We start from the raw sequence: 25,450 nt of genomic DNA, 5'->3' as shown, positions 1-25,450 counted from the left end.
GGGACTCCGGCTCCTTACGAAAAAGGGACGTCGAAGGCTGTGGGGGTCTTCGGGTGCCGTGCGGTGCGAAGCTTGAGGCATGCAGCAGCCGTACGAGGTCACAGGGCAGGCCGGGCGGATCCTGGTGGTCGACGACGACCCCACGGTCGCGGAGGTCGTCGCCGGTTACCTGGACCGGGCCGGATATGTCGTCGACCGGGCCGACGACGGTCCGGCGGCCCTGACCCGGGCCGCCGCCCACTGGCCGGACCTGGTGGTGCTGGACCTGATGCTGCCCGGCATGGACGGCCTGGAGGTCTGCCGCCGGATGCGCGGCCACGGCCCCGTGCCCGTCATCATGCTCACCGCGCGCGGCGACGAGGACGACCGCATCCTCGGCCTGGAGGTCGGCGCCGACGACTACGTCACCAAGCCGTTCAGCCCCCGCGAACTCGTCCTCAGAGTGGAGTCGGTGCTGCGCCGCGCACGGCCCGAAGCGGGTACGCGGGTGCTGAGCGCGGCCGGCCTGACCGTCGACCCGGCCGCCCGCCGCGCCACCAAGAGCGGCACCGAACTCGCCCTCACCCTCCGGGAGTTCGACCTTCTCGCCTTCTTCCTGCGCAATCAGGGACGGGCGTACGGCCGCGAGGACCTGATGCGCGAGGTGTGGGGCTGGGACTTCGGCGACCTGTCCACGGTCACCGTTCACGTCCGCCGGCTGCGCGGCAAGGTCGAGGACGACCCGGCCCGGCCGCGGCTGATCCAGACGGTGTGGGGCGTGGGCTACCGCTTCGAACCCGACGGCGGGGAGGAGGACTGACCGTGCGCGACACCCTCCTCATCGCCCTGTACGCCTTCGTCGGCGCCGCCGCCACCGGCCTGGCCGGAGCCGGTGCGCTGCGCCTGCTGCGCCGCCGCTCGCTCACCGCGTCGCTCACCGTGGTCGCGGCGGTCGGAGTGGTCGCCATGCTCGCGGGCACGCTCGCCGTCGCCTGGGCGATGTTCCTGTCGCCGCACGACCTCACCGTGGTGACGACCGTGGTGGCGATGGCGGCCGTGGTCTCTCTCGCGACCGCGCTGCTGCTGGGCCGCTGGGTCGTCGCCCGCAGCCGCGAACTCGCCCTCGCCGCCCGCTCGTTCGGCGACGGCGGCGACTTCTCCGCTCCCGACGGCCCGGCCACCGCCGAACTGGAGTCGCTCAGCCGGGAGCTGGCGGCCACCAGCGCGAAGCTCGCCGAATCCCGCGACCGTGAACGCGCGTTGGAGACTTCCCGACGCGAACTGGTCGCCTGGATCTCCCACGACCTGCGCACCCCGCTGGCCGGCCTGCGCGCCATGTCCGAGGCGCTGGAGGACGGAGTCGCCGCCGACCCCGACCGCTACCTGAGGCAGATCCGCACCGAGGTCGAACGCCTCAACGGCATGGTCGGCGACCTCTTCGAACTCTCCCGCATCCACGCCGGAACCCTGCCCCTGAACCCCGCCAGGATCTCCCTGTACGACCTGATCGGCGACGCCCTCGCGGGCGCGGACCCGCTCGCCCGCGAGCACGGTGTACGACTGGTCGGCGTTGACGTGGATGCCGCCGCCGTCCCGGTCGAGGTCGACGGCAAGGAGATGAGCCGCGTCCTGGGCAACCTCCTGGTCAACGCCATCCGCCGCACCCCCGCCGACGGCACGGTCGCGGTGGCCGCCGAGCGCTCGCCCGACGGTGTGGTCGTGTCCGTGACGGACGGCTGCGGCGGCATCCCCGAGGAGGACCTGCCCCGGGTCTTCGACACCGGCTGGCGCGGCACGCACGCCCGGACCCCACCGGCGGGCGCGGGGCTGGGGCTGGCCATCGTCCGCGGGATCGTGGAGGCCCACCACGGGCGGGCCACCGTACGCAACATCCCGGGCGGCTGCCGCTTCGAGGTGGTGCTGCCCGCCGCCGCTTCCTGAACACGGGCAGCACCACCGGTCCTACGCCCGCCGCATCCCGGCACGCGCGAACTCCCCCATGCCCTCCGCGAACCCGACCTGCGGCTTCCAGCCGAACTCGGCTCGCAGCCGTGAGGAGTCCGCGGTGATGTGCCGGACGTCCCCCAGCCGGTACTCGCCGGTGACGACGGGCTCGGGTCCCTCGCACGCCGAGGCCAGTGCACGGGCCATCTCGCCCACGGTGTGCGGCTCACCGCTGCCCGTGTTGTACGCCGTCAGCGCCCCGCTCGGCGCCCCGGCCCCCTCCAGCGCGGCCACGTTGGCGGCGGCCACGTCCCGCACGTGCACGAAGTCCCGCCGCTGACGGCCGTCCTCGAAGACACGCGGCGCCTCGCCCCGGGCGAGTGCGGACCGGAAGAAGGAGGCGACCCCTGCGTACGGGGTGTCGCGGGGCATCCGGGGCCCGTACACGTTGTGGTAGCGCAGCGACACCGCCGAGCAGCCCGTCGACCGGGCCCACGCGGCGGCCAGGTGTTCCTGCGCGAGCTTGGTCGTGGCGTACACGTTCCGCGGATCGACCGGCGCGTCCTCCCCGACCAGCCCGGGAGCCAGCGCCTCCCCGCACACCGGACACGGCGGCTCGAACCGCCCAGCGTCCAGATCGGCGACCGTCCGCGGCCCCGGCCGCACCACCCCGTGCCGCCGGCATTCGTACCGTCCCTCCCCGTACACGACCATCGACCCGGCCAGCACGAGACGCCGTACCCCGGCGTCGGCCATCGCGGAGAGCAGCACGGCGGTGCCGAGGTCGTTGCGCGAGACGTACTCCGCCGCGTCGGCGACCCCGTTGCCGAGCCCGACCATCGCCGCCTGGTGGCAGACGGCGTCGACACCGGCCAGCGCGCGGGCGACCGCCACCGGGTCCCGCACATCGGCGGCGGGATCCGCCCGGACGTCGTACACGACCGGCTCGTGCCCGTGCGCCGTGAGCGCCTCGACGACATGGGACCCGATGAACCCGGCACCGCCGGTGACCAGTACACGCATACGGCCACGCTAGGTCCGTGGCGGTGCCGCGCCCCGTGACCGGCCCGGCACGTCATCACTCCGTAAGACGTCGAAGGCGCGTCGGATGGCGCGTCGGAAGGGGACAAAACGGCACCCCCGCGAGACGCTGCCGTACGCGCCCCTCATCGCCGCCCAGGGAGACCCCCATGGCAACGTCGCCTGCCCCCTCCTCGCACGACTCCTACCGCTTCGACGACCTCACCGCCCTGTTCATCAACTGCACGCTCAAGCCGTCCCCGCAGCTCAGCCACACCCAGGGCCTGATCGACAAGAGCGCGGCGGTCATGATGGAGCGCGGGGTCACCACATCCGAGATCCGGGCCGTCGACCACGACATCGCCCCCGGCGTGTATCCGGACATGACCGAGCACGGCTTCGCGGTCGACGAGTGGCCCGCGCTGTACGAGCAGGTGATGGCCGCCGACATCCTGGTCCTGGCCGGCCCGATCTGGCTCGGCGACAACAGCTCCGTCACCAAGAAGGTCATCGAGCGGCTCTACGCCTGCTCCTCACTGCTCAACTCCCAGGGCCAGTACGCCTATTACGGCCGCGTCGGAGGCTGTCTGATCACCGGCAACGAGGACGGCGTGAAGCACTGCGCGATGAACGTCCTCTACAGCCTCCAGCACCTCGGCTACACGATCCCGCCCCAGGCCGACGCCGGCTGGATCGGCGCGGCCGGCCCCGGACCGTCGTACCTCGACCCGGACTCGGGCGGCCCGCAGAACGACTTCACCAACCGCAACACCGCCTTCATGACCTGGAACCTCTTGCACCTGGCCGCTCTGCTCAAGCGCTCGGGTGGCGTGCCGGCCCATGGCAACCAGCGCTCGGCATGGGACGCCGGCTGCCGTGCCGACGCGGCCAACCCCGAACACCGCTGAGGCGCTCATGCCCGAGGCGTACGACTTGCGTCATCTGTCCCGCGCAGGCTGTGCGGACCCGCACGGGTAGCCGGCCCTCACCGGCCACGGCAGTGCTGCCGGTCATCGCCGCCTTGTGCGGCATGGTGATACCCGCCGCCCCGTACGCGGTCACCGTCACGGCCGGGGCGGGCAGCATGGACGGCTGGGCAGTACCCATGGCCACCGACATCGCTTTCGACGACCTCGGCGCGATCCTGGTCATCGCCGTCTTCGTTCACCTCCGACCTCGACCACTGGGCCCTGGCCGGAGCGTTCGCGAAGCTGACGGCGCGATCTGCCGCACCACATGCGGTGGCGGGTACGGCGATCTCGCGCGTGCACGTCTGTCAGTGGCCGCCGGTCAGCTCGCCGCTGAGTGTCTTGTGGATCCGGGCGCTGGGCTCGTTCAACCCGATGATCTCGACGGTCTTGCCGCGCTGGACGTACTTGGTCTCGATGGCGTCCAGGGTGGCGACGGAGGAGGCGTCCCAGATGTGGGCGGCGGACAGGTCGATGACGACCTTGTCGGGGTCGCCCGCGTAGTCGAACCGGCCGACGATGTCGTTGGAGGAGGCGAAGAACAGCTCACCGGTGACCCGGTAGACGGCGGTGCTGTCGTCGGGGTCGGTGACGGCTGTGACCTCGGCGAGGTGGGCGACGCGCTTGGCGAAGATGACCATCGCGGTGATCGAGCCGACGACGACGCCGATGGCGAGGTTGTGGGTGGCCACGACGCAGGCGACGGTGATCACCATGACGGTGATCTCCCCGGCGGGCATCCGCTTCAGTGTCTTCGGGGCGATGGAGTGCCAGTCGAAGGTGGCCACGGACACCATGACCATGACGGCGACGAGCGCGGCCATGGGGATGTCGGAGACGACCGGCCCGAAGACGATGCACAGCACCATCAGGAACGCGCCCGCCAGGAACGTCGACAACCGGGTGCGGGCGCCGGAGACCCGTACGTTGATCATCGTCTGGCCGATCATCGCGCAGCCGCCCATGCCGCCGAAGAAGCCGGTGACGATGTTGGCGACGCCCTGCCCGACGGACTCGCGGGTCTTGGAGGAATGGGTGTCGGTGATGTCGTCGACCAGCTTGGCCGTCATCAGCGACTCCATCAGGCCGACCAGCGCCATGGCGAGCGCGTACGGGGCGATGGTGGTGAGCGTGTCCAGGGTGAACGGCACGTCCGGCAGGCCGGGCACGGGGAGGGAGGACGGCAGGTCTCCCTTGTCGCCGACGGTCGGCACCGCGATGCCGGCCGCGACCGTGATGACGGTGAGGATGACGATCGACACCAGCGGTGCCGGGACCACCGTCGTGAGCCTGGGGAAGAACACCATGAGGGCCAGACCGGCGGCGATCAGCGGATAGACGGCCCACGGCACGTCGGTCATCTCCGGCACCTGCGCCATGAAGATGAGGATGGCGAGGGAGTTGACGAAGCCGACCATCACGCTGCGGGGCACGAACCGCATCAGTTTGGCCACTCCGAGCGCGCCGAGGACGATCTGGAAGACGCCGGCCAGGATCACGGCGGCGACGAGGTACCCGAAGCCGTGCTCGCGGTTCAGCGGGGCGATGACCAGGGCGACGGCACCGGTGGCCGCGGAGATCATGGCCGGGCGGCCGCCGACGATCGCGATGGTCACGGCCATGGTGAACGAGGCGAACAGGCCGATGGCCGGATCGACTCCGGCGATGATCGAGAAGGAGATCGCCTCCGGGATCAGCGCCAGGGCGACCACGAGACCGCCCAGCACCTCGGTGCGCAGCACCTTCGGGTCGGACAGCCAGGACGGTCGTCGGGAGCCGCGCAGCCAGGCGGCCGGGGACAGTACGGAGGAAGACAAGACGAGGGGAACCTGTCGTGCTCGGGCACACCCGGCATCACGGCGGGCGCGCAGGAAGGCGTGGCAGACCGGGGCGGCCGGTCACGAAGTCCGCGAACGGCGGATCGACGTCAGGGGGCAGCGGCGAAGCGACCCACGAGGGAGTCCGGTCGCTGCTCCGGGGCGAAGGATCATGGTGGGCAGGCAGCGGCGACGCCGGGCATCATGGGCATGCGCTCGCTCTCTCCTGCGGACTACGGTCTTCGCCGGGGGCTTCGTCGACCCCGACAGGGCTGATGGTCACGTGGCCACGGAACGGCATCCCGCACCATGGGAACGGGCACGGCAGGCAGCCGGCCCAGGACCGAGGCAACTCTACTGGCCGGGCGCCGGTGCGGATCGTCCCGGAGTGCCGCGACAGACGGTCGCCCTTGCGGAGTCTGCCGTCGGCCATGGTGCGGCGAACCGAGGCGGCGATCTGCTCCGCGAGGCTCAGGGGTGAGGAGCGGTCGATGGTGACCAGCATGTCAGCGACCCTTGTGTCCGTGCGCGCGCAGCTGGTTGGTGAGCTGCGCGGCGGTCTCGGCATCGTCGATGGGGCCGCTTTGCTGCGGCTTGGGGCACGTGGAGCGGGTGAGGGCCGAGTCGATGTTCACGAGAACGGACAGCACCCGTCGACTGACTCCCCGTCCGGGCAGGGGGTGGCCGTCCTGGGCCTCGGTACCCGCGACTGCTGCAGTTCCCGGCGGACAGGCAGGGCAGACCGGCCGGCCCTCGGTTCCTGGGTACCGGTGGACCTTCCGCCTCGCTTGCGGCGCACGCCCGTGGTGCGATGAAACAGGAGGTCGGGAAGGAGAGAGCGATGATCCCACCGGCAGGGGAGCGCAAGAGTGGCACGGGCCCTGTGTCGGTCCGCCCGCTGGGTGAGGCGGACCTGGATCGGGCCGACGAGGTCTTCAGGGTCGCCTTCGGGACGTTCCTCGGGGCTCCCGAGCCGAAGACGTTCTTCGGGACCGCCGACTACGTCCGCACTCGCTGGGCGGCCGATCCACAGGCGGCCTTCGCAGCGACGGTCGAGGGCGAAGTCGTTGGATCGAACTTCGCCGTCAACTGGGGCAGCGTCGGGTACTTCGGCCCGCTGAGCGTACGTCCGGACCTGTGGGACCAGGGCGTCGGCAGGCGCCTCATGGAGCCGGTCATGGACTGCTTCGAGACCTGGGAGAACCGACACCTGGGCCTGTTCACCTTCTCGCACAGTCCCAAGCACCTTGAGCTCTACCGCCGGTACGGTTTCTGGCCCCGATTCCTCACAGCCATCATGAAGAAGCAGGTCGCAGGCAGTGCCGCGGTCCCCGGCCGAGTGCTGTACGGCGAGCTTCCCGCCACCGGGCGGCTCGACGCCCTGAGCCTCTGTCGCACACTGACCGGGGCCGTGTTCGAGGGCCTGAGCGTGGAACGCGAGATCGTTGCCACGCACGCGCAGGGACTCGGTGACACCATCCTGCTCCAGGGGGCCGGCTCAGAGCTCGATGGCCTGGCCGTCTGCCACTGCGGAGCCGGGTCGGAGGCCGGAGAAGACGTGTGCTTCGTCAAATTCGGCGCCGTGCGTCCTGGCCCGGAGGCGGCCGACCGGTTCGAACGACTGCTCACCGCGTGCGAGCGGCTCGCCGCCGAGCGCGGCCTGGGGCAACTGGACGCCGGAATGAACCTGGCCCGCCAGGATGCCTACCGGCGAATGGTCGACCGCGGTTTCCGCACCTGGTTGCAGGGCGTGGCCATGCACAGGCCCAACGAACCCGGCTACAGCCACCCCGACGCCTACGTGATCGACGACTGGCGCTGAGCACCACGGGTGGTGGCCGGACGCGTCGCCCTCCGTCTCGGCCTGGTAAAAGGGTCCACTCCAGCCCCAGCCCCGGTCGGTGCGGGTGGTCACGCCGGCGTCGCTGAAGGTGGTGCCCGAGACGACGGTCCATCCGGTGAGGTCCCCGGCGGCGAAGTCATGGTTGGCGAGGGCGTCGACGTCCGTCGGGCGCGGCGGGTCGTACACGGCGGGGGCGACCGGGGTGTTGTAGGCGCCGTTCATGAGCCAGACGTCCAGGGACATGACCTGCGCGCATGGCGACGAGGGACCGGATTCCGCCTCGGGCGTCAGAGTGTGGGCCATCTTGCGGTCGAACGAAAGCCGTGGACGGCGCGGTCGATGCGCTCTCGTGCGGCCCGTTGCCGACAACCACCGTGTTCTCGTACGACGGGCTACCTCATGACTGGCGTCGGGTTCCGCTGGGAGAACTGGTCGACATCATGGCTGGTCCGTCCTACACACGCCTGCCGGCCAAGGTTCGCTCCGCGCCCGCGATCTGACAAGGTTCCGTCTCAGCCCCGGGGACATCCTGTGCGTGCGTTCCGGCTGCATCGGAAACACTGCGGGCGGACCGGGGCAACCATGCTCGGTGGTTATCGCTGGTCCGTGGTGTTTTCCGTTGAGCTTTGCCCTGGATGTGCCCGCTCCGAGAGCGCGTCGTCCCGGACGAGCTCGACCAGTCGGTACGTCCGACACATGACCGGCTCGCTCATCCGCCGTCGGCGCCGCCGAATAGGCCGCCGTTGCCTCCCCCGCTGTCGGTGCTGGTTGGTTCGGCGGTTTCTGTCGGCTGATCAGAGGCGCTCTGAGTTGGCGTGGCGGACTTCTCGTCGTTTCCGCCCCCATTGGTGGTGCCACCGACGTTGGTGGTGCCACCGCCCCAGCCGCTGGGGGCTGTGGACGCGGATCGGCTGGGCGACGGAGTGTTTGACGATGAGGCGGCCACTTCTTGTTCCAGTTGTTCCAGTTGTTCAAGGACGAAGCTTGTTGTCGCCTTCTCATTCAGCACAACCGCCTCGGCCAGGTACGTGTCGGAGGAGGCGGTCCCGGCCTGGTCGCAGCCCTTGGTGTTGGACGTGCGGTCCCAGTGAAAGTCGACGGTGACGGGCTTGCTGCGCGCAAGCTGTACCCAGCGCTGCCCGTCATGGCCGGACGTGCAGGCAGATGACCTCCACATCTCCCCGGAGGCCGCGGCTCGGGTCACCAAGAGGTAGGCATTCGTACGGCTGAGGTTGATCCGGCACGGCAACGAGCCGCCGACACCGGTGTCCGCCCGCACCGTCAGTTTCAGGTGCGGGTCGTCGTCGGCGTAGCTGTTGCGAACCGAGGCCAGCCGCACGGTGATGTCGGTGCCGGTGCATGCCCTCAGTTCCATGATCGCTGCCGTGTTGACCGGCTGGCTGCCGATGTCGGCCACGTCATCTGCGGCCGGCCGACCGGGCAGCGCGGTGCGGGTCGGTGAGGCCGACGATGACGACGGCGAGGCCCCATGGCCTGCCGGGCTCTTGGAGCCCCCGGGAACCAGCAGCAACTCGAGCCCCAGGCCCACCCCGACAACGCCTGCGACCGTCACTGACAGCACACGCCACCGCATCCCCTTGGGCACGGTCTCGCCGCCCCCGGCAGCAGTGCCGCCGGCGGGCTGCGCACTGTCCTCACGTGGGTCGTCTGTTCGTGTGGCGTCGCCACCGGAGGGGAGTGGGGGCGACGCTGACGCAGGTGCCGGAGGCTTCTTCGCAGAGAGTCCTTCGTCCTCGTTCCTCGCCGGACGGATTCTTGCCGGGGCTCGACCACGGCTGCCTCGGTCTGCGTCGAAGTGGCCCATCAGCTCCTCAGCGGTCTCTTCCATGCCGAGGTCACGCAACGAGCGCACCATCTTGGCCACCTGCCAGGGACGGTTCTGCTCAGCCATCCAGATGCTCAGACGTCTGATCTGTTGCTGCCGCTTCGCAGCATGGAGCGCCTGTACGACGTGCGCTACCTCTCTGTCCGAGTCCTGACGTGAGCTCAGCCCCAGGAACACGGCCTCCATGTGCTTTGCTGCGTCGGGCGTGGTCTCCAGGAGGCTCAGAAGGTCGGACAACGACGCAGGGGACAGCTCGCGCCCTGCTTGCCTCAGCCGTTCCGGGGCCATCCGACGGCCAACGCCGTGACGTGTGTTCCCCGGCGAAGACCACTCCTGCCAGGCCCGCACCGCGTCGGCGTCCCGCCCTTGTTCCCGCCACGCCTGTGCCTGCCCGACCCGTTGGGCTCGCAGCTTCCACAGGCGAGTGGCGGCGGCTTCTGGAATCGCCGAATCCTGGAGAATTTCCAGGAAGTCGAGTCGGTCCGCCAAACAAGCCACCCCTGTCTGGACATCCAACCCCTCGACGGGAGCCAGCGCTGCGTACAAGCGCCCGGCATCCGGTCCCGGAAGATCGCTGAAGAGCTCCTGGACCAGCACGTCCAGCAGACCGAGTGCCTCTCGCCCGCCTTGCTCGCGCACATGGCGGATGAGTCCGGCCAGTCCCTCGGGTGGTGCTTCGTAGAGCATCCGGCCGATGGCGAGGAGCAGTTTCCTGCGCCGCGACGACGGTCTGTCGGCAAAGCAACGCAGCACGCGGACAACGGCGGTGCCAGTCAGGCGTCCCATGGCAGGGAAAAGGAACTTGACCAGCTGCGACCACCCCTTGTGGCGCTGGGCCGCGGCGCTGAGCAGGTCCTCGAGGGCGGTCCCCGTCCCGTCTGCCAGCAGTTCGAGCAGTCGATCGGCCTCCGCCAGGCGGCCGTTCGTCCAGAGGTGGCCGAGCAGCGGTTCGAGCCGTGCCCCCGGTACGTGAGCGGCGACTTCCGCGTGCAGGACGTCGATGCCCATGGCGTCGGTGAGAGGCACGAGGGCCTCCAGTACCTCCTTCTGCGGGCGGTTCCGAGCAGCGGCGACGAGGGTCCCGGCATCGTCCGTGAGTCCGGCGTCCCGGAGGGTCAGGGCGGCGGTTGCGGAAAAGACAGCGGGCTGCCGCGCCAACCACTTGAGGAGCCGCTCGGGCTCACTGTGTGGGGAGCCCCGGAGCGCAGCGACGAGCAGCCCGGCCACGACGGGCCCGCGCTCCGCGGTGGTCTCCAGCAGTCGCTGGCTGTCCAGCGGACGTCCCACGTCCCGCAGCGCATCGGCGAGGCGTACGACATCACAGGCGTCGCGCCCCTCGCTCGCCCACAGGAACAGATCCAGCAGTCTGCCCGGGTGGTCACGGCGCAGTTGCGCCGCGGCGTCCAGCACCTGTTCGGGGGTGGCCCGGCTTACGGCCTCGCGGGCGGCCTGGTCGGCCCAGTCGAGATCCAAAGACCGCAGCGCGAAGGCCCAACGCACTTGGTGGAGTGGCGCGGGTCCTCCATTGAGCAGGGCTCCGAGGAGTTCCCGGGTGCCGTCGAAGTGGCCGCTGTCCACCATCTCCCGCAGGAGCAAGGCGATCTCCTGCTGGGACTTCACGGCGGCGAGGGCGGCCGGCAGGCGCCGGAACAGCCGGAAGGCGAGGCCCTTCACTCCGGCGGCTCGCAACAGATCCGCGATGGTGAGCGTCTCCTCCGCCGAGCGCTCCGTCCACATCGCGTCGAGCGCCTGATACAGGACCTCACTCCTGACTTTCCCCTGCAGGGACTCCATCAGCCGCGTCACGTCCAACGGAGGCTGCCGGATCATGACGAGTGAGATCAGCCGGACCGCGGCGGCCGTCTGTTGCTCCCGCACGAGCAGCAGGGTGCTCGCCGCCACATCGGCCGGGTTCCGGCACGCCAGGCGGGACAGCACCTCGTCGGCCAGAGTGTCAGCGCCCAGCCGGGTCAGAACGAGCAGGCACCCGACGGCATCGGACGCCTGTCGCAAGGAGAGGCCCGTGCAGACGTGTCCGGCTTCAGCCCGCCGGTCCGCTCTCTCCAGATGCAGCAAGAGGGCCGCGACCTCCTGGACGGGCCAGCGGGCTGCGGCGGCCGCGAGGAGCTGGTCGGCCTGCCCCTCCGCGCGGCGATGACGCAAGTCCTCGGCGTAACCGGCCAGTTCGGCGGGGGTGTCGCGCAAGGCGTTGGCGTGGCTGGAGGGCAGGTCCACGTGCTCGTGCACAGCGGGGAGGGGGAGCCGTAGCCCCCGCCGGTTGCGTACGAGCGTGATGGAGCGACCGCCGTTGCGGATCCGCTGCTGCGGAATGGGATGGCCTTTCGCCCGCAGCTCACCCAGCACGGACCTGTAGATGGTCTCCATGTCCAAGAGTTCTGGGCCGTCGGGGATCCCCTCGGACAGAACCCTGAGCAGTTCACCGGTGAAAGCAGTGAAGCGCTCGCCCGGGGGTGCCAGCGACGGTCTGTTCTCCGCGGACGCGGTCATGACGTAGGAGCCGTCGACTTCGGCGTGATCCGCCATCTCCACCGCGGGGCCCATGTGGCCTTCCAGCGCCGCCCCGCTGAAGCAGCAGTCCACGATGACCACCTTGTTGCGTGCCCCGCCGCCCGCGTCCAGCATCAAGTTCCGCAGCTTGGAGAACTCCAGGGCGCGGTAGAGCCGATCGGGGTGGGTGTCCGGCAGTGCGAGGCAGAGCTCGGAGTGGCGGGAGAGCAGGCCGTGCCCGGCGAAATACAGCACGAAGGTGTCGCGCGTCTCGGCCGCGGCGTCGTGGACCGCCTCCAGGACCTCTCCGCCGGTGGCGGGGTTGAGCAGTGTGGTGCAGTGCTCCTTGGGAAGGCCCCAAAGATCACCGTGGGTGAAGAGGGCACCCATGTCGGCCACGTTGTTGGCGACGGCCGGCAGAGCGCCGAGTTCCGTGTAGTCCGAGACGCCGATGATGACGGCTCGCGATGTGGCGGTATCGGGCAGGTGCATTACTGGCCTTCCGCGGTCCCCCCTGCAGTACCTGTGGCTTCGGCGGTACCCGCCGTCTGCGACGCAGCCCCGGACTCGGCTTCCACGGCGGTGCGAAGCGCCTCGACGATGCGCCGCACGGTCTCCTCGTTCCCGTCCTGGACCGTTAAGGCCCCACCGGGGAAGGTGATGGTCACCGCGGGCGCGGAAGGACGCGCCGCACGCCAGGTGGCGTATGCCACCGCAAGGTTCAGCGCTGCGATTCCCTGGTCCAGCACGAGCTCGATGATGTCCCTCGCGCCCATCGCGCCTGGTTCGCCACGGCTCTGGAGACTGAGCGCCTCCACCTCCCGCCGGAACTCCGTGTCGCCACGCAGCCAGCCATAGAGATCGGCGACCGCCACGCCGGTGTCGTCCTGCTCGTCAGAATCGATGGTGATGCGCACCAAGCCTCCCCCCACTTTGTGCGCGCCGAGTGCGATGACGCGCAACACGTCCGGACGGACGATAAATAAAACGCAGAAGTCGCTGATCGGATACGCCACCCGCGAGGCGCTACCACGAGTACGCACCGGTGCTGCGGTGCGACTTCGTCGACAGCGCAGGGAGCTCGTCCGCCCGCTGGTGAAGGGCGACGAGCAGGTGATCCGCACTACCTCCGCCGCTGATCAGAAAGATGTGCTGCGAGTGATGCTTGTGCGAAGAAGCGGGGCGAGTACGGCGCCGGTTCTCAGCTGCCCCTCCTGCTTGCGGCCTGCGGTCTCACAAAATTGGACTAGACAGCAAATAACCCCCCCCCGGGTCGCTGACCTGGGGGTTGCCATGGAGCGGGTGACGAGAATCGAACTCGCGCTCTCAGCTTGGCAAGCGACGGCGCCTGGAAGGCCACGTGGTCGCTGACCTGCACTTATGTGGCTTGCGGATAGCGCTGTGTGAGTCCCGGCTCGTACCGCTGTCGACCGTTGTCGTCCCCTGTTACGGGCACGCTGGGGGCACGGCGCCGTAGTGGGGGAGTCCGACTGGTGATCTTCGCGGGCGCCAAGACCGCCGTCGACCGCGGAAGCTGCCGCCGCCCGCTGCCGGGAGGCTGACCCGCGGGGCACGACCTGCTGTCCCAGGCGGGCGCTCAGGGGCGATCGGGCGTCGCGCGTGTTCGAGCCGACCGGCACGCGCCCACGTGATCAGCTGTCACCGGGAAGGGAGCTGTGGGGCGCCTCGTGCTCGGCACGGCTCCGGTACTCGGCGTTGATGCGCTGAGCTTCCTCGAGCTGGTCCTCAAGGATGACGATGCGGCATGCAGCCTCGATCGGGGTGCCCCTGTCGACGAGCTCGCGGGCGCGCGCCGCGATCCGCAGTTGGTAGCGGGAGTACCGGCGGTGTCCGCCCTCCGAGCGAAGCGGAGTGATCAGACGGGCCTCACCGATGGCTCGGAGGAAAGCCGGGGTGGCTCCGAGCATCTCGGCGGCCCGCCCCATCGTGTATGCGGGGTAGTCGTCGTCGTCCAGACGATCACTCAGGGGGATATCTGCTGTCATGTCACCTCGTTGTGCAACGCGTCGAGGGGCCCTGGTGCCGTACGGCACCAGGGCCCCGAAGGAAATTCAACACCATCTGTCGGCCCTATTGCTGTGCCGACCGTCTGTTTCCGCTACCAGCCCTGCAGAAGGGGGGATGCGGGGATCGCGGCTGCGTGACCGGGGACCACCTTCCAATCCTGGGTCTTGCGGTACCCGGCCGAGTGCTTCCCGGGCCGGGCGATCCTGATGGCGTCTGTGTCCTCCGTCCTTCCTCTGAACCAACCGCTTGGTGAACTGGTACTGCGGTACTGCTGTCGGCGGCCCCTCGACCTGCGGGCCGCCCAGTGCGGCCCTCAGTCCCGTCACCGTTCTACGAACACTTGGCTTCGGGACTCCAGAGCCGCACTGGCCTGCGAACTTCATGTACTGCAACCCGCCAGTTCGTGTCTGCCGGGTTTCGCTTGACCGGTGTCAACGAGAAAAAGGCTAACCGTGCCAGAGCTCAATGTCTACTCTGGCAAGAGTAGATTTCAGCTCTTTGGGGGAACAGATAGCCTGTGACCTGCAACAACGGGTGACGCAGGCCCTTGTGGCCGGCGGTCCAGTCGCGGAGAACGGGCGTCGAAACGGCCGTGAGGGCCCTGCCGACACATGTCGGCAGGGCCCTCACGGGAATCCTGATGGCGGCTTGCCGCCCGGCCTCACACGTCCATGGAGGCGGCGCCGAGCAGTGTCGACGCGGTCTGGAGCGGAGTCGGGACACGCACGGGCGCGGCGTCGGGGCGGGCATGGCAGGTGAAGCCGAGGCGGGTCATGGCCCGGATGACTTCGCCGCCGGAGAAGTCGCGGCGGTCCTGTCGGGTGATGACCTCGCCTACCTGCTTGACGGGGTAGCGGCGGCGGCCGATGGTCACGGACTCACCCGTGACGATCTCGGGCGTGACGCCCCTCATCGAGGCCAGCACTCCGCTCTTGGTCAGGTCGAACGGGTACCGGGCGATGACACAGCGCATGATGCCCTCACAGAGAGAAGGAGAACGGGCTGACCGGGGTGAGGCGGCTGACCGGGGTGAGGCGGGTCAGCGGCAGAGGGCGAGGAGGCCCGGGGCGCGCCCGTGTTCCCCGACGGCGACGGGCCGAGGGGCGGGCGAGGTGAACGGTCCGTCGAGGACGTCCCGTAGACGGAGCCGGTCCGTGTACGTGGAACCGCGGCGGTGAACGGCGAGTTCGGCCCTGGTGATCGAGCCCGTGCACTCGTCGTCCCCGTCGCACAGGAGGAGGTACTCGACACCGGCACTGGCCATGACGGCCAGGGCGACCTCGACGGTCATGTCGTCCCGGACCCGGGGCCCGGCCGCGTCCATGTCGTCGACTGCGCTCCGGGGGGAGGGAACCGTTCGTTGCCGCCGCGTCTGTACCGGTGTCAAAGCTGTCTCCTCGGGGATGGGTGAGCTTCTGATCGATGCCTCTAGGCAGCCGGGTCGAAGGCGGGCCGCTGCGTCCTGCGCCGCCCCGCTCGTCCGGTGGCGTGCCCCTGGGCGGGGCGGGCGCGGCGGCCTCGGGGCGAGGAAGCCGCGGACGACCCGGCGCGGCGGGGGCGTTCCGCGACGGGGGCGGTGATGACGACGGGAATTCCGGAAGGGGCCTGGGCGCCGGTGATGCGGCTCAGTTCCTCCTCACCCGAACGTACCGGGGTGATCCGGGGGGTGATGGCGGCCGAAGCCATCAGTCGGCTCATGCCGCGGCGCTGGCCGGGGGTGACGAGGGTGACGACGCTGCCGGACTCGCCGGCGCGGGCGGTGCGGCCGCCGCGGTGCAGGTAGTCCTTGTGGTCGGTGGGCGGATCGACGTTGACGACCAGGTCGAGATTGTCGACGTGGATGCCGCGGGCGGCGACGTTCGTCGCCACCAGTACCGTCACATGTCCGGTCTTGAACTGGGCGAGGGTCCGGGTGCGCTGGGGCTGGGACTTGCCGCCGTGCAGGGCCGCGGCGCGGATGCCGCTGTTCAGCAGGTGCTTGGTGAGCTTGTCCACGGCGTGCTTGGTGTCCAGGAACATGATCACCCGGCCGTCTCGTGCCGCGATCTCGGTGGTCGTCCGGTCCTTGTCCGCCTCGTGCACGTGGAGTACGTGGTGCTCCATCGTGGTGACCGCTCCCGCGGAGGGGTCGACGGAGTGGACTACCGGGTCGGTCAGGTAGCGGCGGACGAGGAGGTCGACGTTGCGGTCCAGGGTGGCGGAGAAGAGCATCCGCTGTCCTTCGGGCCGCACCTGATCGAGCAGGGCGGTGACCTGCGGCATGAAGCCCATGTCGGCCATCTGGTCGGCCTCGTCGAGGACGGTGATGGCGACGTCGTCCAGCCGGCAGTCGCCACGGCCGATGAGGTCCTTGAGCCGACCCGGCGTCGCGACGACGACCTCTGCCCCGGCCCGCAGCGCCCCGGCCTGCCTGCCGATGGACATCCCGCCGACCACGGTCGCCAGCCGCAGGCGCACGGAGCGGGCGTACGGGGTGAGCGCGTCGGTCACTTGCTGGGCCAGCTCGCGGGTGGGGACGAGGACCAAGGCAAGCGGCTGCCGTGATTCCGCGCGCCGGCCCGCTGTACGGGCCAGCATCGCAAGACCGAAAGCGAGGGTCTTGCCCGATCCGGTACGACCGCGGCCGAGCACGTCACGTCCGGCGAGGGAGTTCGGCAGGGTCGCTCCCTGGATGGGGAACGGTACGGTCACGCCCTCGTGCCCGAGCGCGGCCAGCAACGGCGCCGGCAGGGCGAGGTCGGCGAACGACTCGACGGCGGGCAGCGCGGGCGTGATCGTCTTCGGCAGCGCGAACTCGCCCTGGGGTGCGGCCTGTCGACGTCCGTAGCTCTGGGAACGCCGCGGCGCTCCCGAGCGCTGGGCGGCAGAACCCCGGGAGCGGTCGTCGGTGCGGGTTGTGCGGGTCGTGCGTGCGGTGCGTGCGCGGTTCAAGCGGAACCTTTCCTCGATGTGAGCACGTGGGCACGTAGCAAGGAGATTCCGCAGCAAAATGAACGGCGCAGAGAATCGCGAGAACGGGCCGGAGGTGATGGGCGCCGATTCGGATCGACGGGGGAATGCGTCACCGTTCGGTGATGCGGTGAGGCCTTCCCGTCATGCGCCCTGAAATGCAGCGAGCTGGGGCCCGCACCCCAAGGTGCGGGCCCCAGCTGCGAAGTATGCGTTGCCGCCGGTGTCAGGCAGGAACGATGTTCTCGGCCGTCGGGCCCTTCTGGCCCTGCCCGATGTCGAACGACACCTTCTGGCCTTCCTGCAGCTCGCGGAAGCCCTGGGTGGCGATGTTCGAGTAGTGGGCGAAGACGTCGGCGCCGCCGCCGTCCTGCTCGATGAAGCCGAAGCCCTTTTCCGCGTTGAACCACTTCACGGTGCCAGTAGCCATGTCATTTCTCCTTCGGAGACGATGTGCGGAATTCACCCTGTGCGGATTCCGCGTCGCCGTGCTGATTAACCCGTCGGAAAATGACCTTCTGGCAACCACACCTGCAACTGAGATCGACATTAGCATGCCGCGATCGGCCCTGCGCGGGAAATAATTCCGCCAGGGTCGGTGATCGAGGAATACTCGCTGTGCGCCGCACCTATTTCTCACTTCACGGATACAGATATTGATCCGCGCGGATGCAGTGTTCCTGCCGAGCGCTTCCGGCCACAGCGCCATGACCTCCGTCGATGAGCCATGCGCCGCTGCCATCGTCATCAGCGGATGGGGCAACGGGTACCCCGCCGAGACCCCACTACCGCGATGAAGGTCACATCGGCCAGAAGGGTACGACGCCGACGGCCGCAGCCACGGCGGCTCCCGTGAGCACCCCGCGTCGTCAACCGGACGGGTGGCCAGTTCGTCGGTCAGGCCCTTTCGCCAGGCTGCCGGCCGCGTTCCGCCCGTACGGCGACGACATCGTGCCGCGCCTGCCGCCACGAGAATCGCTGTGTCTCGCTCAGTCTCACCACCGGTGAGCACTGACCGCGGGTGGCGCGCAGGCGATGCCGGCGAGGGACGGTATGCAACCGCTCTTCAGCCGGCGCGTGCGGCGGTCCAGGTGATGTGCGGGGGCTCGACGCGTCCGCACAGGGGCCCGCCCTGCGCGTCGGTCAGGCCGAGTCGTCCGACCAGCAGCCCGTCGCGTGCGGCGGCGGCGAGTACGTCGGCGGGGATGACGTCGAGCGGTTCTGTCACGCGACAGCCATCAGGAGCATTCCGCCGCTGCAGTCGAGTGGCGGGGCGGCGGCATGCAGCCGGTCGGCCAACAACTACGCCAGCATCGTGGCCCGCGACACCGGGGCGAACCTGACGGACGTCACCTGCAGCGGTGCCACGACGGCGAACATCCTCACCACCAACCAGGGTTCGCAGCCGCCGCAGATCAACGCCGTGAACAGCGGGACCGACCTGGTCACGATCACCATCGGCGGCAACGACGTCAACTACCTGGGGAGCATGGTCACGTACTCCTGCGAGAACAGCGGCGGCACGAACTGCGGCACCGTGGACCAGGCCGCGATCAACACCGCCCTCGGCGCGGTGGGCCAGCGGATCGAGAACGTCGTGAACGCCGTCCACGCCAGGGCCCCGCAGGCCCGCGTCCTCCTGGTGAGCTACTCCACCCTCCTGCCCGACACCGGTGGTTGCGCCGGTGTACCGCTCACCGCCGACCAGCGAGTGTTCGAGCGCACCGTCGCCCAACGCCTGGCGCAGGCGACCATCACCGCGGCGAACGACACCGGTGCGACCCTGGTCCGCCTCGCCACCGCCAGCCACGGTCACGACGCCTGCGCGGCCGACCCGTGGGTGGAGAAGTACAAGCCGGCCTCGGGACGGACCACATACCACCCGAACGAGGCCGGCATGAAGGCCGCGGCCTCCTTGGTGAAGTCCGCGCTGGGGTGAGGCCCGGGCGCCAGGTACCGAACCCCTGCGCCGCGCTTCAGCCGGTGCGCGAGCGAGGGCGGCACCTGCACTTTCACCGGCACCCGCGCGGTGGCCTACGGCGCCGGAACTTACACGTACGAGACGGCGATCGGCAGCACCGCCTGCACCAACGCCTCCTTCGGTGGCGCGCCCGGGCGGCCGACATCATGAAGTCCTGCTCCGTCGCGCCCCTCGGTAACCCGGCCGGCGGCTGGGCCAAGTGCACTTCCCAGAACGGCACTTGTTCGATTCCGCTGGCTGAGCAGAGCCACCGCGACAACACCGCGACCCGAGGTACTGAGGAGGGGCATGCCCAAGAAGGTCTCGCAGGACTGGAAAACCATGGAGGGGCTGGTCCAGAGGGACGTGGATGCCCGCATGGGCGTCAGCATCGGTCGCGCGGCAGGCTGAGGGCTCTCTACGTGATCTTGCATTGCTCGGGCGTGAAACCAAAGGTCAGCAGTGTGCGCCGCTATGGGGGGCAGTCCCGGCATGGTCTCAACCAGCGTTTGTGCCCTCCACGTGCCCAATCTTCGAGCGCACGCTGTGACCTGGGGTTTCATCATGGAGCGGGTGACGAGAATCGAGCTCGCGCTCTCAGCTTGGAAAGTGACGGCGCTTGCACCGACCCCATGCCTCTGACCAGTGCGGATACCCGGATCTTGGAGTGGTCGTGTGCGTCGGATTGCACCGCTGTTGACCGTGGTTTCCGCTCTTACGGGCACGCAGAGGGCACGGAATCCCAGAAGGGGGAGACCGGCGCCACTGAGGGCACAAGCAGGCGCGGTCCGCCCGGTGCGGGGCTGGCTGCCGAGGGGGCGTTGCGGCTGCACAGCACCGGGTTGCTCCGTCCTCTGCTGGGAGAACCTCGTGGTGCACTCACCACCCAGTATGCCATTTTTAATGGCATACTGGGTGGTGTGGCTGATGACGACGTTGACTTCCTGCCCGGCGACGGCCCCACCAGTGGCATCTCCGTCACACTGACCGCCGGAACTCTGCAGGCGATCCGTGAGCGGGTCGGCAAGCGGGGCGTATCGGCGTACCTGGAGAAGGCGGCCCAGCGGCAGATCGAGCGGGACAACCTGGACGAGCTGATCGCGGACTTCGACAGGGTGCACGGCCCGGCCGACCCCGAGGCCGTGGCGGCCAAGCGTGCCCGGCTCACCGGCGGGGCCTCAAATGCCGGGGCGGCCGCGTGAGCGGTGCCCTGGTCCTGGACAGCGAGGGCCTGGCGAAGGCCGTACAGCGTGATCGGGAAATCCACGAGTGGCTGACGGCGGCTCGCGACGCGGACCTGCCCGTGATCACCTCAGCAGCGGTACTGGTCGAGGTGATCCACCCAAAGATCAACGAAGCCGCACTGAAGTGGACCCTGTCCCGCCTGAGTGTCGAGCCGGTGACCCAGGCCGTCGCGCAATCCGCGGCCGCTTTGTTGCGTGCAGCGGGACTGCACGGCCACAAGTACGCAATCGACGCCATGCTGTGCGCGACCGCCCTGCAGCATCCCGGCCAGGTGACGATCCTGACTTCCGATGTAGAAGACATCGCCTTGCTCACTGCCGAGCACCCACGCGTGAGTTCGGAGAAGGTCTGAGCCGAGGCGCTTTGCAGAGACGGTGCCCCACTTCAGGGCGTGCGCTTGGAAAAGGTTCTGATGACGCGCCCCACGTCGTCACCGGTGAGGGGACGACGTGAAGATCCCCCCCGGGCATGGAGCGCATTGCTCAGGCATCTGATCGTGGACACGGCACTCCGGCGACGCCTCTGGAGTCTTGTCGATGGGGAAGAGCAGGACGATGCCGTGCGGCGCGAGTTGGCCAACCTGTTGGATCTGGTGAGGAGGTCGCCTAGTGCGACCACTAGGAGCGGGACGGAAGCACCGCCGCGACGCTCAGGCAGCAGGGCCACTTGGAAAAGCACTCGCGTTGTGCGAGGAGGAGGCCGACGCCGGCCGACGAAATGTGGCGGCTCATGTCGCCGCTCTGCACGAACAGCTGGGAAGGCCCTCGGAGGCCGCTACGTGGTACCAGCGGGCGGCGGACGCGGACGAGAGAAATGTTGGACGCCCTGCGGCAGACCGCGGGACGCACGAACGAGGCGCTCGACTTGCTCCGCCGCACGTCGCAAACCGGTGACCCGTACGCCTGGCGTCAGTACGCGGAACTGCTGCAGTCGGCCGGCCGTACGAAGGACGCACAGCGCATGCGGCGGTACGGCTGGGAGCCCGACGGTGAGATCTCGCAACCGCGGAGTGCGACTCTGCCGACAACTCAGCGGGTTGGTCACGTCCGGGCGGCCGGAGCCTGATCATTCTCGACGGCCTTCCCGGATGCCGTGGGCTCGGGTATGCGCCAGACGATGCGGACCTGCTCGTCGAGGGGGAGCGAGGGGCCGCCGATGTAGACGCGGTGTATGAGGTAGAGGACGGCCAGCTGGAAGGCCCCCGGCTCCATGTCGTCCACCGTCGACACCGTCGCCCGGCCCAGCCTGTTCACCTGACGGACGACAATGGGCTCAGTTTCGAGAGGCCCGAGCTCGGCGACGATCTCCGGTCCGAGTTCGCCGTCCTCGCGCATGGCCAAGATCGAGCGCCGCATCAGGTCGGGCTCGGCGTCGACCCGGTCGAGGATACGGGCGAGGAGGTAGTCGTGGAGCAGGTCGGCTTCGATCCGGCCGTGCTCCACAGGACCCTCGTCCGTGCAGTCAGGGCACCCCGCGCAATCGACGGGGCCGACGGAGTCGTCCCCCGGTCCCTCGTCGGCCTCTCGGGTGGACATGAAGCACGAGGTGGCCCACATGATCTCGGACGGGCTCAGCTCCAGGTCCTCGGCGGTCCACAGATCGGGGTCCGGGGATTCACCGCCTCTTATCTCCTCGGGTACGTCGATCCGGCCGCGCATCAGGGACTCCAGGGTGACGAGAACCGGTTCCCAGTCCTGGGCGCTGAGCAGCAGCGTCGCCACACGGTCCCCCGGGCGCTTCCAGAAGATGAGGTCCTCGTCGTAGCCGTTGACGAAGTGCAGAACGTGGTCCGCCGGGTCGAATTCGACGCCGGACATCTCGCCGAGGTGGGTGAGGACGGCCTGCCGATCTCGATAACGTCCGACGTAGCGGCGGGCTTGGGCGACAAAGGACTCCATGGTGGTGTCGTCCAGCACCGCGTTGGGGCTGACGCCGATGAAGCGCGGCGGACTCAGCGGACCGGACCGACGGAGCTGTTGGGTTCCGTTCGCCCAGTGCAGTTGTCTGGTGTCAGGGTCGTACACCATGCAGTAGACGGGGATGTTCCCGTTCGCCCAGGTGTCGCCGTGCTGGTCGACACGCACCGCGTAGCCGTTGCCTCGGCGCCGGCTGCTCCCACCCTTGACCTGAACCTTGATCGTGTCGCTCGTGAGATGCCCGTTGTGGGTGAAGGTGACGTAGAGGTCCTCGCCGAAATCGTTCTGCCCGGAAATTTCCTGAACGATGTGGTCGTGCTCTTCGAACAGGGAGCGCAGCGCGTTCACGGCGGCCTGCCCCACGCGCCGACCTTTCGAGATCTTCGGCATATCGTCCGCCCCCGGAGCTCCCTCGCCGGACCCCGGCAGATCCGGGACGGCACCGTCCTTCGACATCCTGCCGCATGCCTCTGACATCCGGCCTGGGGGAACGGCGGCCAGAGTGCTGCGTGCACGGGCTCTGCACTTGGCCCGGGGGTTCACATGCCCAGCCTGGGAAGCCTCTCGCCGGGACACGGCCTTCCGGTGAACCGTCTGGCACGCAATGATCCCCCGGGACAGCAAAAAGGCCCGGATCGATGATCTGGGCCTCATGGAGCGGGTGACGAGAATCGAACTCGCGCTCTCAGCTTGGGAAGCGATGGCGCTTGGGGACGTGTGCCTTCTGACCTGGGTATACGTGCTCTTGTATGGCGCCCGGAAGTGCGGGATCGCACCGCTGTTGACCGTGGTTCACCGGTCCTGAGGGCACGCTATGGGCACGCCGTCGGCTCGGAGCTGTGGAGAGCTCCTCTGGGTGGTCGGCGAGCGGCCGAGCACAGGAAGCGAGCGTTGGCCGGAAGGGCTTTGTTGCAAGAGCACATGGAGGAGTGCTCGGCGGCGACCGGACAGCTCGGGTGGAGGGGTGAAGACGGACGACCATCTGGCCCTCCACCTCGCCCAGGTGAAGGAATGGGACGGCGGGCCTGGACTACCGCAAGTTCCATCTCCTCTCTGAACACAAGAGGATGGTCCTGAGCCGCATCGACCACCTCGCCGACTCCTGCGCCCTCCACGAGTCGTCGGCCGGCACTCTCGACGCCGACCCTGAACTGGACCGTCAGGTGAGGGAGTTCAAACTGGGGCTGCTGTTCCTCCCGCTCGAGAAAACCGCCCATGAGGCCGGACGGAGCCTGGACTTCCTGGCCCGAGTGCGAGAGACCGAGACCCGGCTACTGGAGCAAGTGGTGTGGACCGTCGGGTTCGTGTGACGCGTGGGCAACGCGTGTCCGGTCACTGGCTGCCGCGTGTGCTGGAGGGCTGGAGGAGCTGGTCGACGGGTGCGTAGTCGTCGGTGAGCAGTTGGGCGTCGCTGATCCAGGAGGTGAGGTCGTCGCCGGTGGCGATCTTCCAGCCCGCTTGCCGGGCGTTCAGCGCTTCCTGGGTCGCGTGCAGATCGACCGGTCGGTCGGAGGCGAGCACCACCAGATTGCCGCCCGCGGGGGTGGCGGTCGGGTCGATGCCGATATCGGCGGGTTCGCCGACGAGGGCGACGTGCTCGAAGGTCTCGCGGAGGGTGGCTACTTCGGCACGTGCGAAAGCCATACCACCGTGATCGATGAGGTTGGCGACGTACAGGCCGCCCTCGTTGAGTACCCGTCGTACGTCGGTCATCGCTTCCACCGTAGTGAGGTGCCACGGCACGCTGACGCCCCCGAAGGCGTCGCCGACGACGAGGTCACGACTGCCGGCGTCCAGTCGCCGCAGGCCGAGCCTGCCGTCCTCGGTGCGTACGTCGATACCGGCCCCTGATCTCAGCCCGAGTTGGTCGCGGTTGATGCGCACGAGCCCGCTGTCGATCTCGGACACAAGGCTGCGCGTCCCGGGCCGCGTGGCCGCGAGGTAACGGGGAAAGGTGAGCCCGCCGCCGCCCAGGTGGTGAGCGACAAGCGGTTCGCCTTCGGGAAAGGCGACATCGACCACCGACGCGATGGCGCGCACATACTCGAACTCCAGGAAGGTCGAGTCGTCGAGGTCGACGTAGGAGTGCCGCAAGCCGTCCAGGACGAGTGTGCGGCCGCTGCCCCGGTCGGGGTCTGCGACGACCCGTGCACAGTGGTACTTGGTCTCCGTGTCGCAGCCACCGGGCGCGACCGTGGTGGCGAGGCCGCCGGCGAGGACCACGAGGGTGAGGGCCGGGGTGCCGCTCCACCCGCGCGTTTGCCACTCGACCAGCGCCGCGCCGACCACCAGCAGTGTTCCGAGGCCGATCAGGATGCCGCTGACCGACAACCGGGATACGAGGACGAAGCCGGTGAGGACGGTGCCGAAGATGGCGCCGACGGTGCCGACGCCGGACAGTCGGCCGACAACCGTTCCGGTCTCGGCGAGGCTGGTAAGACGCAACTTGGTCACGATCGGCGTCACTGCGGAGAGCAGCGCGCCCGGCACGAGGATGGTCAGCGACGCGATCAACAAGAGCACCGCTGGTGCCCACTCCGCGGTGGTGCGCAGCACGGCGGGGGTGAGCGCCACGACCGCTCCCGACACCCCGAGCGAGGGGGCTATGAGCCGACGTGGATTGACCTGGTCGGCGATGAGCCCACCCAGCCACGAGCCGAGGGCGATCGCGGTGAGGGCGATGCCGATCACCATGGTGCTGGTCTCGAGGGTGAGGCCGAGGTAGGGAGCCAGCAGCCGCAGAGCAACGATCTCGACCACCAGGACTGCGGCCGAGGACCCGAACACAAGCACGGCAGCGGCACGGGAACCCAGGCCGCGGTTGCCAGGCGTGCCGTCGACGACAGGCGAGGAAGACGATCCGGTCACGGGCGACATTTTTGCATGCAGCTCATCGACCGAACAGCATGGCGAAATCCTCATTCCTCCAGCTCCCTGGCGCTGTGACCGGGAAGGCGACGCGACGACGAGCGGCAACAGGAAGTTGCTGCCGGGCTCGACGCGAGCGTGCGCAAGGCACGCCAGGAAGCTGCTGTCATGCCAGATACAGACACCAGTGATCCAGACGATCAGCGTTCTGGCGCGAATCTGGCACGCGACGAGTAATCAATCACAGCGGCTTGGGAAGCGACGGCGCTTGGGCACCCACATGGCTGCTGATCTGCACGGATTCGTTGTACCGCCGCAGGCGTGAGTGCTTGGTGGCACCGCTGTTGACCGTGGTGCTCCGCTCTGAAGGGCACGTTATGGGCACGATCCCGCAGGGTGAATGAGTGCAGCGCCTGTCTCGCCTCTCTGCCCTCCCGGGCTGGTCGACGCGCGGGGCGAGTGAGCGGAGCCGGTGCGACTGCACACGAGTGTCATCTGCGGAGTGGCTGAGACCGGAAGGCTTCGCGCGGACAGCACATCACGAGCCCACGCCTCGGCC

At 69.0% G+C, this 25,450-nt stretch carries 20 protein-coding genes and 3 pseudogenes; 9 read left to right on the top strand and 14 right to left on the bottom strand.

Annotated features, from left to right (window positions below; translation table 11 throughout):
• Nucleotides 1-79 precede the first annotated feature (79 nt).
• Together ACIA8X_RS02260 and ACIA8X_RS02255 are read left to right on the top strand one after the other, a co-directional pair.
• Entirely contained in the window at nt 80-799 is a 720-nt protein-coding gene (locus tag ACIA8X_RS02260) for a response regulator transcription factor (protein WP_393454635.1), read from the top strand.
• Between the two features lie 2 nt (nt 800-801).
• Complete coding sequence (locus ACIA8X_RS02255) at nt 802-1,920, top strand: sensor histidine kinase (RefSeq protein ID WP_393454638.1); 1,119 nt, start codon at nt 802-804, stop codon at nt 1,918-1,920.
• A gap of 21 nt (nt 1,921-1,941) precedes the next feature.
• On the opposite strand, the gene ACIA8X_RS02250 is transcribed toward ACIA8X_RS02255, so the two are convergent.
• Entirely contained in the window at nt 1,942-2,946 is a 1,005-nt protein-coding gene (locus ACIA8X_RS02250) for an NAD-dependent epimerase/dehydratase family protein (RefSeq protein ID WP_399457589.1), read from the bottom strand.
• A gap of 167 nt (nt 2,947-3,113) precedes the next feature.
• Between ACIA8X_RS02250 and ACIA8X_RS02245 the strand changes: the two genes are divergently transcribed.
• Both ACIA8X_RS02245 and ACIA8X_RS02240 read left to right on the top strand, forming a co-directional pair.
• Complete coding sequence (locus ACIA8X_RS02245) at nt 3,114-3,851, top strand: flavodoxin family protein (protein WP_399457588.1); 738 nt, start codon at nt 3,114-3,116, stop codon at nt 3,849-3,851.
• 65 nt (nt 3,852-3,916) lie between these two features.
• A pseudogene (locus ACIA8X_RS02240) lies at nt 3,917-4,157 on the top strand (Na+/H+ antiporter NhaA); the annotation flags it as partial.
• A gap of 62 nt (nt 4,158-4,219) precedes the next feature.
• Here ACIA8X_RS02240 and ACIA8X_RS02235 read toward each other — a convergent pair.
• Nucleotides 4,220-5,728: a SulP family inorganic anion transporter gene (locus ACIA8X_RS02235; protein WP_399457587.1), complete on the bottom strand. Its 1,509-nt coding sequence runs from the start codon at nt 5,726-5,728 to the stop codon at nt 4,220-4,222.
• Between the two features lie 506 nt (nt 5,729-6,234).
• Nucleotides 6,235-6,378, bottom strand: coding sequence for a hypothetical protein (locus ACIA8X_RS02230; protein ID WP_393454650.1), 144 nt, complete (start codon nt 6,376-6,378; stop codon nt 6,235-6,237).
• 191 nt (nt 6,379-6,569) lie between these two features.
• Between ACIA8X_RS02230 and ACIA8X_RS02225 the strand changes: the two genes are divergently transcribed.
• On the top strand, nt 6,570-7,550 hold the full coding sequence (locus ACIA8X_RS02225) for a GNAT family N-acetyltransferase (RefSeq protein WP_393454653.1): 981 nt from the start codon (nt 6,570-6,572) through the stop codon (nt 7,548-7,550).
• Nucleotides 7,551-8,280: 730 nt separating this feature from the next.
• Here ACIA8X_RS02225 and ACIA8X_RS02220 read toward each other — a convergent pair.
• The 9 genes and pseudogenes from ACIA8X_RS02220 to ACIA8X_RS02180 form a co-directional block, all read right to left on the bottom strand.
• Nucleotides 8,281-12,417: a caspase family protein gene (locus ACIA8X_RS02220; RefSeq protein WP_399457586.1), complete on the bottom strand. Its 4,137-nt coding sequence runs from the start codon at nt 12,415-12,417 to the stop codon at nt 8,281-8,283.
• A complete protein-coding gene (locus tag ACIA8X_RS02215) occupies nt 12,417-12,941 on the bottom strand; it encodes a hypothetical protein (protein WP_393454659.1) in 525 nt (174 codons plus the stop codon). Before ACIA8X_RS02215 ends, ACIA8X_RS02220 begins: the two co-directional genes overlap by 1 nt.
• A gap of 636 nt (nt 12,942-13,577) precedes the next feature.
• Nucleotides 13,578-13,931, bottom strand: a complete 354-nt coding sequence (locus tag ACIA8X_RS02210; protein WP_393454662.1) for a MerR family transcriptional regulator — start codon at nt 13,929-13,931, stop codon at nt 13,578-13,580.
• 683 nt (nt 13,932-14,614) lie between these two features.
• Complete coding sequence (locus ACIA8X_RS02205) at nt 14,615-14,926, bottom strand: SCO5918 family protein (protein WP_393454665.1); 312 nt, start codon at nt 14,924-14,926, stop codon at nt 14,615-14,617.
• A gap of 66 nt (nt 14,927-14,992) precedes the next feature.
• Nucleotides 14,993-15,277, bottom strand: a complete 285-nt coding sequence (locus ACIA8X_RS02200) for a CBS domain-containing protein (protein WP_399457585.1) — start codon at nt 15,275-15,277, stop codon at nt 14,993-14,995.
• Nucleotides 15,278-15,381: 104 nt separating this feature from the next.
• Nucleotides 15,382-16,884, bottom strand: a complete 1,503-nt coding sequence (locus ACIA8X_RS02195; protein ID WP_399457584.1) for a DEAD/DEAH box helicase — start codon at nt 16,882-16,884, stop codon at nt 15,382-15,384.
• Nucleotides 16,885-17,128: 244 nt separating this feature from the next.
• On the bottom strand, nt 17,129-17,332 hold the full coding sequence (locus tag ACIA8X_RS02190) for a cold-shock protein (protein ID WP_093912074.1): 204 nt from the start codon (nt 17,330-17,332) through the stop codon (nt 17,129-17,131).
• A gap of 370 nt (nt 17,333-17,702) precedes the next feature.
• A pseudogene (locus ACIA8X_RS02185) lies at nt 17,703-17,771 on the bottom strand (twin-arginine translocation signal domain-containing protein); the annotation flags it as partial.
• A 197-nt stretch (nt 17,772-17,968) separates the two neighbouring features.
• Nucleotides 17,969-18,118, bottom strand: a pseudogene (locus tag ACIA8X_RS02180) (DUF5990 family protein); the annotation flags it as partial.
• Nucleotides 18,119-18,217: 99 nt separating this feature from the next.
• On the opposite strand from ACIA8X_RS02180, the gene ACIA8X_RS02175 reads away from it, so the two are divergent.
• The 3 genes from ACIA8X_RS02175 (at nt 18,218) to ACIA8X_RS02165 (ending at nt 20,459) form a co-directional block, all read left to right on the top strand.
• Nucleotides 18,218-18,841, top strand: a complete 624-nt coding sequence (locus ACIA8X_RS02175; protein WP_399457583.1) for an SGNH/GDSL hydrolase family protein — start codon at nt 18,218-18,220, stop codon at nt 18,839-18,841.
• A 941-nt stretch (nt 18,842-19,782) separates the two neighbouring features.
• Nucleotides 19,783-20,064: a hypothetical protein gene (locus tag ACIA8X_RS02170; RefSeq protein ID WP_393454679.1), complete on the top strand. Its 282-nt coding sequence runs from the start codon at nt 19,783-19,785 to the stop codon at nt 20,062-20,064.
• Nucleotides 20,061-20,459, top strand: coding sequence for a PIN domain-containing protein (locus ACIA8X_RS02165; protein WP_399457582.1), 399 nt, complete (start codon nt 20,061-20,063; stop codon nt 20,457-20,459). Before ACIA8X_RS02170 ends, ACIA8X_RS02165 begins: the two co-directional genes overlap by 4 nt.
• 688 nt (nt 20,460-21,147) lie before the next feature.
• Here ACIA8X_RS02165 and ACIA8X_RS02160 read toward each other — a convergent pair.
• Nucleotides 21,148-22,386 (bottom strand): DUF4365 domain-containing protein, encoded by a 1,239-nt coding sequence (locus tag ACIA8X_RS02160; protein ID WP_399457581.1) that lies wholly within the window; start codon nt 22,384-22,386, stop codon nt 21,148-21,150.
• Nucleotides 22,387-23,090: 704 nt separating this feature from the next.
• On the opposite strand from ACIA8X_RS02160, the gene ACIA8X_RS02155 reads away from it, so the two are divergent.
• Complete coding sequence (locus ACIA8X_RS02155; RefSeq protein ID WP_399457580.1) at nt 23,091-23,333, top strand: hypothetical protein; 243 nt, start codon at nt 23,091-23,093, stop codon at nt 23,331-23,333.
• Between the two features lie 22 nt (nt 23,334-23,355).
• On the opposite strand, the gene ACIA8X_RS02150 is transcribed toward ACIA8X_RS02155, so the two are convergent.
• Nucleotides 23,356-24,891 (bottom strand): fused MFS/spermidine synthase, encoded by a 1,536-nt coding sequence (locus ACIA8X_RS02150; protein ID WP_399457579.1) that lies wholly within the window; start codon nt 24,889-24,891, stop codon nt 23,356-23,358.
• Nucleotides 24,892-25,450: the final 559 nt, after the last annotated feature.

The organism is Streptomyces sp. NPDC051738, assembly GCF_044453205.1.
In the GTDB taxonomy this organism is placed as follows: Bacteria; Actinomycetota; Actinomycetes; order Streptomycetales; family Streptomycetaceae; genus Streptomyces.
Note: the sequence above shows the minus strand (reverse complement) of the source record. Positions and strands in the feature narration are given on the sequence as shown.

What these genes read in the sequence shown, in the direction of transcription:
- ACIA8X_RS02260 (WP_393454635.1), top strand. Translation starts at nt 80, where the DNA reads ATGCAGCAGCCGTACGAGGTCACAGGGCAGGCCGGGCGGATCCTGGTG.
- ACIA8X_RS02250 (WP_399457589.1), bottom strand. Translation starts at nt 2,946, where the DNA reads ATGCGTGTACTGGTCACCGGCGGTGCCGGGTTCATCGGGTCCCATGTC.
- ACIA8X_RS02245 (WP_399457588.1), top strand. Translation starts at nt 3,114, where the DNA reads ATGGCAACGTCGCCTGCCCCCTCCTCGCACGACTCCTACCGCTTCGAC.
- ACIA8X_RS02225 (WP_393454653.1), top strand. Translation starts at nt 6,570, where the DNA reads ATGATCCCACCGGCAGGGGAGCGCAAGAGTGGCACGGGCCCTGTGTCG.
- ACIA8X_RS02220 (WP_399457586.1), bottom strand. Translation starts at nt 12,417, where the DNA reads ATGCACCTGCCCGATACCGCCACATCGCGAGCCGTCATCATCGGCGTC.
- ACIA8X_RS02210 (WP_393454662.1), bottom strand. Translation starts at nt 13,931, where the DNA reads ATGACAGCAGATATCCCCCTGAGTGATCGTCTGGACGACGACGACTAC.
- ACIA8X_RS02205 (WP_393454665.1), bottom strand. Translation starts at nt 14,926, where the DNA reads ATGCGCTGTGTCATCGCCCGGTACCCGTTCGACCTGACCAAGAGCGGA.
- ACIA8X_RS02200 (WP_399457585.1), bottom strand. Translation starts at nt 15,277, where the DNA reads ATGGACGCGGCCGGGCCCCGGGTCCGGGACGACATGACCGTCGAGGTC.
- ACIA8X_RS02190 (WP_093912074.1), bottom strand. Translation starts at nt 17,332, where the DNA reads ATGGCTACTGGCACCGTGAAGTGGTTCAACGCGGAAAAGGGCTTCGGC.
- ACIA8X_RS02155 (WP_399457580.1), top strand. Translation starts at nt 23,091, where the DNA reads ATGGTCCTGAGCCGCATCGACCACCTCGCCGACTCCTGCGCCCTCCAC.